We start from the raw sequence: 14058 nt of genomic DNA on the forward strand, positions 1-14058 counted from the left end.
ATATCGTTTCCTTTTTTGTTTCATAAACCTACCTTAACATATCCTTTCTTGCTGTCTAAAATCTTGGGTCCATTATATTTTCCGCTGTTATCTATTCTTATTTTTAGCTTTTCATTTTCGCTTTATACAGTGTACAAAGTGATTTATTGGCTTGAAACGCTTGGATTGTACTCGGGATTACTTGAATTTTTTTCAGAAACGTCGTTAAAATTATCTTTGTTATTTTTACTAGCTCTTTTTTATTTTATGCTCTTTTCGGCGTTAAAATTGATTGCCAATACAGTGAATGAGCTCGCACTTTTTTTCTTTTCAAAAGATCAAGAAGGTCAAGTGTTAATGAAAATTCGCTCTGGTTCGATTGTTTTTGTCGTTGGCAGTTTGTTTTCACTTATTTTTAATCAATCGCTTCTTATGATGACGATTATTTTTCTTATAAGTTGTTTCGTTTATTTTTTATTTTTTCTATTTAAAGTAAGTGATTTTTTAACGATTGGAAGTATGTTCGGTATGGTAATTATGATTTTACTATTTTGGACTGCTTTCGTTTTTTTAGTTTCGTATATCGGTTTACGTATTTATAATGCTATATTGGCAACGTTAAGCATTTAATTAACTTGCATGATTTCTTTCCAAATTTGCAAATGTGGCCGAGCACTTTCGTAGCGTGATATAGATTTTCCGTTTTGATTTCCAATCCACACTCCGGCAGTATAGTCATCAGTTAGCCCGATAAACCATAAATCTTTTACATCGTTCGTCGTGCCCGTTTTTCCCCCGATGTAATTTTTTGAGACGTATGCACGCCTAGCAGTACCAGACGTAATCGTTTTGTTTAGCAACTTACGCATTTTGTCGTTCGTTGTTTTACTCCAAACGGGCGTTGTTTTTTTCTCCCATTGAAACAGCGTTTCTCCATTCGCATCTGTCACTTTTTGAATCGCATAGCTTTGTGTAAATGTACCGTTAGTTGCAAAGGTGGTATAGGCTTTCGTAAGTTCTGCTGGACTTACTCCGTACGTAAATCCACCGATTGCGCTTGCAAGATTTTTGTCGCTTTTTAATGCTTTTTCAAATTGAAAAGGTTTTAAATAGTTGAAGCTTTCTTCGACACCAGTATTGTTCATGAGACGAACAGCTGCTGTATTGATTGAAGAGATAAAAGCTTTCTCAACTGTAACACGATGATAGTTCGCATTCCCGTAATTTTTTGGACAAAATGAACCTTTGCAAAATCGGCTTGCATCGATGAGTTGAGATGTTGATGCACCTGTTTTTTCGATGTATGGAGCAAATACGAGCAATGGTTTTATCGCTGAGCCTGGTTGGCGATATATTTGGTAGGCATAATTTAATGTTTGTCTTTTGAAATCCTTTCCAGCGACAACAGCTTGTATCGTATGGGCGTTATGATTAATAATGACGACGGCACCTTCGACATCTAGATTACTTAGTACATGTTGGACAGTGTGAACAGCATTCACCTGTAGTTTCGGATCAAGGGCAGTATGAACGTGGACTCCTCGTACGTACAGCCATTCATTTGTTCTTTCCTGTAATTTTTCTTGAATTTTTTGTTTTTCTTCATCTGTTTCTGCTTTCTGAAGTTGCTTTTTAAACCCTTCTTTTTCAGCAACTAACGCTTTGAATTCACGATAAACGTAGTCAGTGTAGTCTGGATATTGATGGATTGGTTTTTGGATTTGTATGTTTACTTTTTCTGCTATTGCTTTGTCATGCTCATTTTTTGAAATATAATTGTTAGCTAACATGTTTTTTAACACGTGCTTCTGTCGTTCTTTTGTTTTTTCGATATTTTTTATTGGATTATATAATGTCGGATTGTTAGGGATCGCAACTAAAAAAGCTATTTCCGCAAGCGAGAGTTCGTTGCTTTGTTTTCCAAAATAGTAGTGGCTTGCTGCTTCGATCCCGTATACTCCATTTTGGAAATAAATTTTGTTAATATAATATTCAATAATTTCTTCCTTTGTATATTGTTTTTCAAGTTTAAAGGAAATGAGCAGTTCTTTTAATTTTCGCTCATATTTTTTTTCGTTCGTTAAAAATAAATTGCGTGCAAGCTGCTGAGTAATTGTACTTCCGCCTTCTTCAATTGAGGCATGTTCAGCATTTGTTAAAAGCGCTCGTCCTATACCGCGGATATCCACACCACGGTGGGTAAAAAATGATTGGTCTTCAACAGCGACAAACGCATGAATAACATCTATCGGAATGTCTTCATATTCAATATATTTTCGTCGCTCTGTTAAGTAGACCTCTTCAAAGACCTCTCCATTTTTATCGAGAAATTGACTGTTGTTTTCAATGTGAAAGTTATGAAGTAGAATTTCATCTTTCCACCATTGTTTCGGCGTTTTTGTTTGTTTCACTTCTTTTGTTACACCGATAAATGAAAAGACAAACAAAATGAATAAACTAAAAATAATTGAAAAGCTGACTGTTTTTTTAAACATAGTACGGTCACTCTTTTCCTTCATTTGCTTTCCTCATTTTAACACGAAATTCTGAAAGGGATAATGATTTTAGAGAAAAGGTATTGTAATCATGCTACGGATTACTGCATACGATGATAAAAAGTAAAATACACCGGTCCCTCATTTACATGGATAAGTTCTGCTTACTATCAGTGCGTGTTCAAAAAGGAGGACAACGATCCGAACTTTTTGAACATCCTCTATTAGTGAAATGGATAGCAAATATGGAGGGTGATTCAATGGATATTTTAAATAAAGTAAAACAATACCGTGAAGAAGAAAATCGTTTAAAGTGGGAAGGAACGTTTACCGAATATTTAGAGCTGTTAAAAGAAAGACCAGAGATTGCACAAACGGCTCATTCACGTGTGTACAATATGATTAAAGCTGCTGGTATTGAGAAAAAGGATGGTCGTAACGATTATCGTTTTTTTAATGAGGAAATTTTTGGACTCGAAGAAGCGATTGAGAGACTGGTTGAAGAATATTTTCATCCGGCTGCAAAGCGGTTAGATGTGCGAAAACGAATCTTGTTATTAATGGGTCCTGTAAGTGGTGGAAAGTCGACAATTGTGACGATGCTAAAGCGCGGTCTTGAACGATATTCACGAACTGATGAAGGCGCGGTTTATGCGATTAAAGGTTGCCCAATGCATGAAGATCCTCTCCATCTCATTCCCCAGCATTTGCGCGAAGATTTTTATAAAGAATATGGCATCCGTATTGAAGGAAGCTTGTCTCCGCTCAATACGATGAGGCTCGAAAAAGAGTACGGAGGGAAAATTGAAGATGTGTTAATCGAACGAATTTTTTTCAATGAAGATCGTCGTGTCGGAATTGGTACGTTTAGCCCATCAGACCCGAAGTCACAAGATATTGCAGATTTGACAGGTAGTATTGACTTTTCAACGATTGCTGAATATGGTTCAGAGTCAGATCCGCGAGCTTATCGATTTGACGGAGAGTTAAACAAAGCGAATCGAGGAATGATGGAGTTTCAAGAAATGTTAAAGTGTGATGAAAAATTCCTTTGGCATTTACTTTCGTTAACACAAGAAGGCAACTTTAAAGCTGGACGCTTTGCGCTCATTAGTGCGGATGAATTGATTGTTGCTCACACAAATGAAGCGGAATATCGTTCGTTTATTTCAAACAAAAAAAATGAAGCGCTTCATTCGAGAATTATAGTTATGCCTATTCCATACAATTTGAAAGTGAGCCAAGAGGAACGCATTTATGAGAAAATGATTAAAGAAAGCGACATGTCTCATGTTCATATTGCTCCCCATGCGCTAAGAGTTGCAGCGATTTTTTCGATTTTAACGAGGTTGAAGCCATCAAAAAAACAAGGCATCGATCCTGTAAAAAAAATGCGGCTTTATGATGGAGAAAGCGTTGAAGGTTTTAATCAAGTTGATGTAGATGAGCTAAAAGCAGAATTTCCCGATGAAGGGATGAGTGGCATCGATCCGCGTTATGTCATTAATCGTATTTCTTCGTCGATCATTCGGAAAGAAACACCGTCAATTAATGCTCTAGATGTGTTGCGCTCGATTAAAGATGGACTTGATCAACACCCATCCATTTCTGAAGAAGATAAAGAAAAATATTTGAATTATATTGCGATTGCACGGCGCGAATTTGATGAAATTGCAAAAAAAGAAGTGCAAAAAGCATTCGTCTACTCGTATGAGGAATCAGCAAAAACATTGTTAGAAAATTATCTTGATAACGTTGAAGCGTTTTGTAATCAAAACAAATTAAAAGACCCGTTAACCGGTGAAGAAATGAATCCTGACGAAAAATTAATGCGCTCGATCGAAGAACAAATTGGAATTTCAGAAAATGCGAAAAAAGCATTTCGAGAAGAAATTTTAATTCGTATTTCTGCGTTTGCACGCAAGGGAAAACGTTTCGATTACTATTCGCATGATCGGTTGCGAGAAGCTATTCAGAAAAAACTTTTCGCTGATTTAAAAGATGTTGTAAAAATTACAACGTCATCGCAAACCCCTGATGAATCACAGTTAAAGAAAATTAATGAAGTTATTGCTCGCCTCATTGATGATTATGGGTATAACTCGACGTCGGCAAATGAACTTCTTCGGTATGTTGGCAGCCTACTTAATCGTTAATCCAGTAATTATTTGTTGTTCAACGAGTAAGAGCATGTTAAAGTATAAACATATCGTATGGCTCATCTGAATTGTGTCGTCAAGCTATAGGATGTAAAATAAAACTAAATGTTAACGTCGCTATTTTATAGAAAAAGCGTACGATTAAAAATCACATTAATTTATAACGATGGGGAGAGCATGATGCCGAATCAAAATGTTCGTTTTGTCGACTGGCTAAAAGCTTTACTTATTGCTTTGATCATTGTCGCGCTCGTACGGCAATATTTATTTGCAAATTACATCGTCAACGGTGAATCGATGATGCCAACGATTGAAGAAGGCAATCGGTTAATCGTAAATAAAATTGAGGTTGAAATTCGTTCTCCGGAACGGTTCGATCTGATTGTGTTTCATGCAAACTCAGAAGAAGACTATATAAAACGGGTCATCGGTCTTCCCGGTGATACGATTAAATATGAAAACGATCAGTTATATGTTAATGGTAAAGCAGTAGATGAACCGTACTTGGACGATTTTAAAACAGATCTAATCGACGGTCAACTAACAGAAAATTTTACGTTGCTAGATAAAACAGGTCGTTCAACCGTTCCGAAAGATTATTATTTTGTACTTGGTGATAATCGTAGGCACAGTTATGATAGTCGCCACATCGGATTTATTAGCAAAGAAGAAATTGTAGGCATCGTTAATTTGCGTTACTGGCCGATCGATCGACTTCAAATGAATTTTTATTAAACACTGGGCAGTTTAAATTTTGTCTCTGCTATGTTGTTCGCTTTTGAAACAAGGCTGTATACTTAGCCTTGTTTTTATTTCTTTTGCAATAATCAACTTTTCCGTGCATAAGATAGTTGAAAAGAAGCTATCTTTTGCAATTAAAACATTAAGGAGGGGATGTCATGCGGGAAATGAATCAAAACAATTTTGTCGTCTCCAAGGAAAACTGGTCCCTCCATCGAAAAGGTTTTCAAGATCAGGAACGCCATATGGAAAAAGTGAAAGATGCGCTAAAGAAAAACTTACCTGATTTGATAACTGAAGAAAACATTATATTGTCAAATGGACATGGTATCGTGAAAATTCCGATTCGTTCATTAGATGAGTTTAAAATTCGTTACAATTTTAATAAAACAAAGCATGTAGGGCAAGGCGGTGGAGACAGTCAAGTCGGTGACGTAGTTGCACGCGAACCAGCGAGTTATGGTCAACAAGGGGAAGCAGGGAAAGGTGAAGGGGCCGGCGATAAACCTGGGTACGATTACTATGAAACGGAAGTTTCCTTTGCTGAATTGGAAGAGGCTCTCTTTAAAGAACTGGAACTTCCGAACTTAAAGCAAAAAGATGATCAAGAATTAGTGACGGAAGACATTCAATTCAATGATGTACGAAAAAAAGGGCTCATTGGCAATATTGATAAAAAACGGACGATATTAGAAGCTCTTAAACGGAATGCTCAACGTGGGAAACCTCAGATTGCTCCGATCCATAATGATGATCTTCGTTTTAAAACATGGAATGATGTTATTCGCCCTGAATCGAAAGCAGTTGTCATCGCAATGATGGATACGAGTGGATCGATGGGAAATTGGGAAAAATATATGGCACGCAGTTTTTTCTTCTGGATGACCCGATTTTTGCGTACGAAATATGAAACCGTTGATATAGAATTTATCGCCCATCATACTGAGGCAAAAGTTGTTACAGAAGAATCTTTTTTTTCAAAAGGTGAAAGCGGTGGTACAATTTGTTCATCTGCATATTATAAAGCATTAGAGCTTATTGAAGATTCATATGATCCGAAGCGATATAATATTTATCCGTTTCATTTTTCCGATGGTGACAATTTAACGTCAGATAACAAACGCTGTCTTCAGCTCGTAAATGAAATTATGAATGTTTCGAACATGTTTGGTTATGGTGAAGTAAATGCGTACAGTCGACATTCCACATTAATGTCAGCTTATAAAGGTATCGACGATCCGAAATTTAAATATTACGTATTAAAAGAGAAGCAAGATGTTTATTACGCGTTAAAAAGTTTTTTCAAAAAAACAAGTAGCAGTGTAATGTAGGGAAATGCTATAAAAAGGAAAAATAAAGCTTGCAAACGAGGATAAAATAAGCGGGAAAGGAGGTCGCATAATCATGCATCAACAACAAACTGTTCAACAACTTATGACAGAATCCGTTATTTCTTTATCACCGAATCAAACGATTGAAGAGGCAGCTCGTCTCATGAATGAAAATAACATCGGTGCGCTCCCCGTTGTTGAAAACAACCAGGTGGTAGGGATGTTGACTGACCGTGACATTACGATTCGCTCAACAGCCGATGGAGGGAACGAAAAACAGCCAGTTTCACAAGTGATGACGAACGAAATCATTAGCGTCACGCCAGAAACACTAGTAGAAGAGGCGGCTCGCCTCATGTCAGAAAAACAAATTCGGCGACTTCCCGTTCTGCAGAACAATCAAATTGTCGGTATGGTCTCACTAGGCGATGTGGCAACTGACGAACAATTTGATTCTAAAGCAGAAGAAGCATTAACAAATATTTCAAAACCATCTCGACCGCAACATTAAGCAATTTTTTGGGCGTTCCGTAGGGAACGCTCTTTTTTATGCACCTATCATATCAACTATGTGAAAGTTCTCGATTTTACGTTATATTAAAAACAAAAGGGAGGCGGTCTGTTTGGAAAAAAAGTATGTGCTCGCGCTCGATCAAGGGACGACGAGTACGAGAGCCATTTTATTTAATCAACAAGGAGACATTGAAGGAATTTCTCAGCGTGAATTTACACAACATTTTCCAGAACCAGGCTGGGTTGAGCATGACGCACAAGAAATTTGGGGTAGTTCGTTAGCGGTTATGGCTGAAGTTGTTTCGATTCGTTCAGATATTCAACCTCAAGAAATTGCGGCGATTGGGATTACAAACCAGCGTGAAACGACAGTCGTCTGGGACAAACGAACGGGAGACCCGATCTATAACGCTATTGTGTGGCAATCTCGGCAAACGGATCCGATTTGTAACGAGTTAAAGCAAGCTGGACATGAGGAGTTAATACGTGCTAAAACAGGTTTACTAATCGATGCTTATTTTTCCGCGACGAAAGTAAAGTGGATTTTGGATCACGTTGAAGGAGCAGGAAAGCTTGCAGACGACGGTCATTTGCTGTTTGGAACGATCGACACGTGGCTTATTTGGAAATTATCCGGTGGTGCTGCACATGTTACGGATTATACGAATGCTTCACGTACACTTTTGTACAATATACATGAACTTCAATGGGATGACGAATTGCTTCATTTGTTTTCAATTCCAAAATCGATGCTCCCTAATGTTAGACCATCTTCAGAAATATATGCAAAAACAGTGCCATCACATTTTTTCGGTGAAGAAATTCCAATTTCCTCAGCAATTGGAGATCAGCAAGCTGCTTTGTTTGGGCAGGCTTGTTTTGAAAATGGCATGGCAAAAAATACATATGGAACAGGCTGTTTTATGTTAATGAACACTGGAAAACAAGCGGTAAGAAGCAAACATGGATTGCTAACAACAATTGCTTGGGGACTTGATGGTGAGGTTGAATATGCGCTTGAAGGTAGTATATTCGTTGCCGGTTCAGCGATCCAATGGCTTCGTGATGGACTACGGATGTTGAACACCTCTGAAGAAAGTGAAACATATGCAAACCGTGTCGAGTCAACAAATGGGGTCTATGTCGTTCCTGCATTCGTTGGATTAGGAACACCATATTGGGACAGTGAAGCGAGAGGAGCGGTTTTCGGAATTACACGCGGAACGGAAAAAGAGCATTTCGTCAGAGCAACATTAGAATCACTTGCATACCAAACGAAAGATGTGCTCGATGCAATGACAGCTGATTCTGGAATCACGTTAAAAGCACTTCGTGTAGACGGTGGCGCTGTAAAAAATAACTTTCTTATGCAATTTCAAAGTGATTTGCTAAATGTTGCTGTCGAGCGTTCAAAAATGAATGAATCAACTGCTTTTGGCGCAGCCATGCTAGCAGGTCTTGCTGTTGGATTTTGGAAAGACAAACAAGAGCTTGTGGAACAGTTCGCGATTGAAAGAACATTTTTGCCAACGATTTCAAATGAAACTCGAGATGCTTTATATACAGGCTGGAAAAAAGCGATTTATGCGACGATGCAGTTTAAATAAAAACTAGATTAAAGTGTGTCCTAATTGGAAAGTCGTTCATGAAACGGTCGTACGATCATAAAATAAAGTAATTAGATAAAAGTGTGTGTTCAAAAAGGGCGGAATAAGACGCAAGCAAATTGAGGTACGGAATAAAAAACCGGAGGACTTGCACAGGATGTGCTGACTTCTGCGTTGTGATCACGATGTGCACATTTTTAGCAGAAGATCATAAAATTGTTCTAGTACATGGGAAAGGTTTTTAACAAAGAGATGCGCGAGGGATTTACTGCACTTTTTGAACATTTTCTAAAAAGGAGACGACATCATGAGCGAACTAAAAGAGCTAAATCGTGCGATTGATGAAATTACAGAAATTGCGAAAGGATTTGGCCTTGACTTTTTTCCAATGCGCTATGAAATTTGTCCAGCTGATATTTTGTATACGTTTGGTGCATACGGAATGCCGACTCGTTTTTCTCACTGGAGCTTCGGGAAACAGTTTCATAAAATGAAGTTGCAATACGACTTAGGTTTAAGCAAAATTTATGAGCTTGTTATTAATTCAAATCCATGTTATGCGTTTTTACTTGATACGAACAGTTTAATTCAGAATAAATTAATCGTTGCTCACGTCCTTGCACATTGTGACTTTTTTAAAAATAACGTGCGTTTTTCAAAGACACGACGCGACATGGTTGAAAGTATGACGGCAACAGCAGAGCGGGTTGCTCATTATGAGATGGTACATGGTAAAGAAGAGGTTGAGAAATTTTTAGACGCCGTTTTATCGATTCAAGAGCATATTGATCCGTCATTGATGGGACCAACGCTTCAATATGAACAATATGAAGAAATCGAAGAATCAATTCAAAAAAATACACCTTACGACGACTTGTGGGGTTTAGATGATTTCAATAGGGAAGATAAAGAAATAAAACCGAAAAGAAAAAAAATTCCACCCTATCCAGAAAAAGATGTGCTTCTTTTCATTCAAGAATTTAGCCGTGAGCTCGATGAATGGCAACGGGACATTTTAACGATGATGCGTGAAGAGATGCTTTACTTTTGGCCACAGCTTGAGACAAAAATTATGAATGAAGGTTGGGCGACGTATTGGCATCAGAGAATTTTACGAGAAATGGATTTGACGACCGATGAAGCGATAGAATTTTCATCGTTAAATGCGAATGTGATTCAACCGTCGAAAACGTCTATTAATCCGTATTTTTTAGGTTTGAAAATGTTTGAAGATATTGAAGAACGGTACAATAATCCAACGGAGGACATGATCAAACATGGTGTAAAACCAAATACAGGTAGGGAAAAAATTTTTGAAGTTCGTGAGATTGAGTCGGATCAATCATTTATACGTAATTATTTAACGAAGGAACTCGTTGAGAAGGAAGATTTGTATGTATTTGAAAGAAAAGGAAGAGAATATAAAATTACGCATAAAGAATTTGAAGATGTGCGTGACAACTTGATTGCACAACGTATTAACGGAGGATTTCCGTACATTACTGTGACAGATGGAGATTACTTACGGAACGGAGAATTGTATTTACGCCATCATTATGAAGGTACTGAACTTGATTTACCTTATTTGGAAAATGTTTTACCTTATGTTCATCAGTTGTGGGGCAGAACCGTTCATCTCGAAACAGTAGTTGATGAAAAACGTGTCTTATTTTCTTGTGACGGAAAAAAAGTATTTCGCAGGTATTTATAGGGCAAAAAGATGTTCTCGATTGTGAGAACATCTTTTTTAAACTTATTTACTATAAGCAAGTATACCGGTTCATAGAAGCGATTTAAAGCTTGTCAGTTGATAAGCTTTACTTCTCAAAACGATAAAATGTACCGTTTGTTACACTCATAAGTTCCCCTTGTTCGTTTATTATTTCACACTCCATAAAGCAAACTTTGTATCCATCTCTTATGTAACGAGCTGTTGCCGTTAGATTTCCTGTATTGGATGCTTTTAAAAAAGAAGTCTTCATTTCGAGGGTTACGTAAGGGACATCTTTTGTCCTTCCGTTTAAATGACCCATTGCTGTGTCTGCAAGGTACGTTAATATTCCACCGTGGATGATGCCTGCAGGATTAAGCATTGGTTCCGTTACTGGACACGTAATCGTACACGTTTTATTTTCATCGTCATATGAAAATTCAAATTGAAGAAATTTAAATAAAAATACATTCTCTGGTCCAATTTCTTTTGTGTCGTATGCGTGTTCTACGTGTGTCATAAATTGTTGTTTATCCATCTTTTCTGTCTTCTCCCTTTGATTTCTTTTTTATGTTGTTTAATTCTCGCAGTTGAATAAACTGTGCGGTAAATGTTTGGAAATACATAAGTCGCTTTCTGCGGGCACATGGACACCTGGCGAAAGGTTGATATATTGAGGACAGCATTTCGTTCATCCTTATTTTAACTGAGTTCTCATAAACACGCGTTGTCCAATTCCTTATCAGGATTTATAATGGTACTTTATAGGAATTATTTATCAAAAAAAGATGTAGTGAGAACCAAGGGCGTGGAAAAGCAGTTCTGAGCCACGATTTTGTACAAAAGGATGTGTGCTTGACGACAATATAAATAAGCTTAAAAGCTTCACATCCAGAACGCCTCTAAACTTTTAGAACAACGACTTAGGGAAAGAAGGGAAGGCGCAATGCCTTATGTTCGCAAACGAAAAACGGATTTATCACCGTTTCAATTGCTCGTGCTTTTTTATTTTACCGCGGTAGCAGTTTCTGCACTTTTATTAAGTTTACCATACGCTCATAAGCCAGGTGTGGATTTTAGTATGATGGACGGGATATTTACGGCTGTTAGTGCTGTTAGTGTAACAGGACTAACTGTTGTTTCGATTGCAGATACGTTTAGTCTTGCGGGTACATTTGTCATTTTAATCGTCATTCAAATTGGTGGGATCGGCTTGATGACGATGAGTACATTTTTATGGTTAATTTTCGGGAAAAAAATTGGCTTGAAAGAAAGGCAACTTATTATGGCTGATCATAACCAGTCTACGTTAGCGGGACTTGTAGATTTAATGAAGCAAATTCTGTTTCTTATTTTACTAATTGAGTTCATCGGTTTTTTAATTCTCGGTACATATTATTTAACGTATTTTTCGACTGCGAAAGAAGCGTATTACCACGCTTTATTTGCGACAATTAGTGCAACAACAAATACAGGATTTGATATTACTGGCCAATCACTAATTCCGTTCGCTCAAGACTATTTTGTACAGTTCATACATATGACTCTTATCATTTTAGGAGCAATTGGATTTCCCGTTTTAATTGAAGTGAAGCGTTTTTTTCAACATAAACGGAAAAATGCATTTTCGTATCGTTTTTCGCTCTTTACGAAATTAACGACTACAACTTATTTCATTTTGATCGCTGTTGGTTTTTTACTTATATTAATGCTTGAGAAAAATTATTTTTTTATGGATAAGGTGTGGCATGAACGTCTGTTTAGCTCCCTTTTCCAATCAGTCACATCACGGAGTGCTGGTCTGTCAACAGTTGATGTTGGTGAATTTACACTCGCAACAAAATTAGTTTTAGCGGCATTGATGTTTATTGGTGCTTCCCCAAGTAGTGTCGGTGGCGGAATTCGTACGACGACCTTTGCAATAATATTACTTGCGATTTACTTTTTTGCAAAAGGAAGGCGCTCGATTAAAGTGTTTCATCGGGAAGTTCATGAAGAAGACATAATGAAAGCATTTGTTGTAGCAGCTGTCGCCATCATATTGTTTGTAAGTGCTGTTATCATTTTATCTTTTACTGAGCCTTTTACACTCACTGAAATCATGTTTGAAGTAGCTTCTGCGTTTGGGACATGTGGTTTATCATTAGGAATTACGCCAGATTTAAGCACATTAGGGAAAATTGTTATCATGCTATTAATGTTTATTGGAAGAATTGGTCTCGTTACATTAATTTTTTTGATGAGAGGAAAAGGGGTAACGGAAAAATATCATTATCCGAAAGAACGAGTGATTATTGGCTAAACGGTAAGCAAGTAATTGTTTTTGATACATGACCAATCTCTTTTTATTTGTTGATATGAATAGATAAATTCATTGGTTAGGCTTCTAATAATTGGAATGCACGAAAATACATAAGAGCACATGAATGTCACAAACTAGGTGTACAAAGGAGGTGATACATCATGGCAAACAACAGCAACAGCAACCAGCTTTTAGTTCAAGGTGCTCAACAAGCAATCGACCAAATGAAGTATGAAATTGCACAAGAGTTTGGTGTAAACCTCGGTCCTGACACTACTTCTCGTGCTAACGGTTCAGTTGGTGGAGAAATTACGAAGCGTCTCGTATCTTTTGCACAACAACAAATGCAAGGTTTTCAACAACAATAATAATTTCATAAACCATGGCTGTGAAGGAGCGGGAACCCGCTCCTTCTTTACCTTGATAAAAGAAAGGAAGTCATATGTGTGAATGATGTATGTCTGCTTTGTAATTTATTAGGATGTGATGAAGTAGTTCGTTGTGAGAAGTGCCATAATTCAATGAATGATTTAGGGAAAATAGTTGATTATTTAGACGAATATAGCCCGTATGAAGATATCCAAACGTTAAAATGTGTTGATGGTCTAAGTTATTCAATTGAGAAGCATAAGTGCCTTCATTTGTTTCACTGTTCCCATTGTGAAATTCAAAAAGTGATTGCTATTCAAGAGCAAACATATATATGAGGAAACCCGAGCGTGAGGCCCGGGTTATCTATTATTTTTGATTTTCATTCGTTTGTCGCGGTGGCTCTTCCTCTTCAAGGTCAATCGCTTGTCCGATTTGTGTGTTGCCTTCACTCGGCACTGTGCCACCAGCCATACCTTCATTTAACATTCGATCAATATCAATGTAAGCTTTGTTTCGTCCTTCATATAATAGATCATCTTTTTCTCGTTTCTCCATTAACATTACTCCTTTCAAACGATTACTTTGAAACGATTAATGTTATTATGGTCAACTGTCAAGAAATTATTTTTCATAAACGTGAAAAAGCATTAATTCGTGTACTTGGGTTTGAAATTTATCGATAAGTTCGTTCGAAGGTTCGGGTTCATACCAATCAATTTTCCCATTCGGATGATAATATCCACGATAATGTTGTCCTTGATGAAAAAAAGAAAATTCGTAAGCTTTTTGCAATCTTCGCTTCGTTGCAATTTCTTTAAATTGAAAGTGTGCAAACATTGTTACTCCTC

General features: G+C 37.2%; 14 protein-coding genes. 10 read left to right on the forward strand and 4 right to left on the reverse strand.

Annotated elements, in window-relative coordinates:
* On the forward strand, window positions 1-609 hold a 609-nt coding region (locus ABU914_RS09245), incomplete at its 5' end, for a DUF5366 family protein (protein WP_379669443.1).
* On the opposite strand, the gene ABU914_RS09250 is transcribed toward ABU914_RS09245, so the two are convergent.
* Window positions 606-2498 carry a transglycosylase domain-containing protein gene (locus ABU914_RS09250; protein WP_379669444.1) on the reverse strand — a complete coding sequence of 631 codons (1893 nt, stop codon included), beginning with the start codon at window positions 2496-2498 and terminating at the stop codon, window positions 606-608. The two genes, ABU914_RS09245 and ABU914_RS09250, sit on opposite strands and share 4 nt — an antisense overlap.
* A gap of 236 nt (window positions 2499-2734) precedes the next feature.
* Here ABU914_RS09250 and ABU914_RS09255 point away from each other — a divergent pair, with 236 nt between their 5' ends.
* The 6 genes from ABU914_RS09255 (at window position 2735) to ABU914_RS09280 (ending at window position 10536) form a co-directional block, all read left to right on the forward strand.
* Window positions 2735-4630, forward strand: coding sequence for a PrkA family serine protein kinase (locus ABU914_RS09255; protein ID WP_379669445.1), 1896 nt, complete (start codon window positions 2735-2737; stop codon window positions 4628-4630).
* Window positions 4631-4813: 183 nt separating this feature from the next.
* Window positions 4814-5368: a signal peptidase I gene (lepB, locus tag ABU914_RS09260; RefSeq protein ID WP_379669446.1), complete on the forward strand. Its 555-nt coding sequence runs from the start codon at window positions 4814-4816 to the stop codon at window positions 5366-5368.
* Window positions 5369-5532: 164 nt separating this feature from the next.
* Window positions 5533-6705: a sporulation protein YhbH gene (gene yhbH, locus ABU914_RS09265; protein ID WP_379669447.1), complete on the forward strand. Its 1173-nt coding sequence runs from the start codon at window positions 5533-5535 to the stop codon at window positions 6703-6705.
* A gap of 73 nt (window positions 6706-6778) precedes the next feature.
* Window positions 6779-7216, forward strand: a complete 438-nt coding sequence (locus ABU914_RS09270; RefSeq protein ID WP_379669448.1) for a CBS domain-containing protein — start codon at window positions 6779-6781, stop codon at window positions 7214-7216.
* Window positions 7217-7328: 112 nt separating this feature from the next.
* Complete coding sequence (gene glpK, locus ABU914_RS09275; RefSeq protein WP_379669449.1) at window positions 7329-8825, forward strand: glycerol kinase GlpK; 1497 nt, start codon at window positions 7329-7331, stop codon at window positions 8823-8825.
* 307 nt (window positions 8826-9132) lie between these two features.
* The gene (locus ABU914_RS09280; protein ID WP_379669450.1) at window positions 9133-10536 is read left to right on the forward strand and encodes a SpoVR family protein; all 1404 of its coding nucleotides are present in this window, start codon (window positions 9133-9135) and stop codon (window positions 10534-10536) included.
* Between the two features lie 106 nt (window positions 10537-10642).
* On the opposite strand, the gene ABU914_RS09285 is transcribed toward ABU914_RS09280, so the two are convergent.
* Window positions 10643-11074, reverse strand: a complete 432-nt coding sequence (locus tag ABU914_RS09285; RefSeq protein ID WP_379669451.1) for a PaaI family thioesterase — start codon at window positions 11072-11074, stop codon at window positions 10643-10645.
* A 408-nt stretch (window positions 11075-11482) separates the two neighbouring features.
* On the opposite strand from ABU914_RS09285, the gene ABU914_RS09290 reads away from it, so the two are divergent.
* From ABU914_RS09290 to ABU914_RS09300, 3 genes are all read left to right on the forward strand, one after another.
* Window positions 11483-12838: a TrkH family potassium uptake protein gene (locus tag ABU914_RS09290; RefSeq protein WP_379669452.1), complete on the forward strand. Its 1356-nt coding sequence runs from the start codon at window positions 11483-11485 to the stop codon at window positions 12836-12838.
* 161 nt (window positions 12839-12999) lie between these two features.
* Window positions 13000-13206: an alpha/beta-type small acid-soluble spore protein gene (locus tag ABU914_RS09295; RefSeq protein WP_379669453.1), complete on the forward strand. Its 207-nt coding sequence runs from the start codon at window positions 13000-13002 to the stop codon at window positions 13204-13206.
* 153 nt (window positions 13207-13359) lie between these two features.
* Complete coding sequence (locus ABU914_RS09300) at window positions 13360-13545, forward strand: hypothetical protein (protein ID WP_379669454.1); 186 nt, start codon at window positions 13360-13362, stop codon at window positions 13543-13545.
* Between the two features lie 31 nt (window positions 13546-13576).
* Here the strand turns inward: ABU914_RS09300 and ABU914_RS09305 are convergent, their stop codons facing one another.
* Both ABU914_RS09305 and ABU914_RS09310 read right to left on the reverse strand, forming a co-directional pair.
* A complete protein-coding gene (locus ABU914_RS09305) occupies window positions 13577-13765 on the reverse strand; it encodes a hypothetical protein (RefSeq protein WP_379669455.1) in 189 nt (62 codons plus the stop codon).
* A 66-nt stretch (window positions 13766-13831) separates the two neighbouring features.
* The gene (locus ABU914_RS09310) at window positions 13832-14047 is read right to left on the reverse strand and encodes a DUF5342 family protein (RefSeq protein WP_379669456.1); all 216 of its coding nucleotides are present in this window, start codon (window positions 14045-14047) and stop codon (window positions 13832-13834) included.
* Window positions 14048-14058 lie beyond the last annotated feature (11 nt).

This window comes from Pueribacillus sp. YX66, from assembly GCF_041725775.1.
GTDB lineage: Bacteria > Bacillota > Bacilli > Bacillales > UBA6769 > Pueribacillus.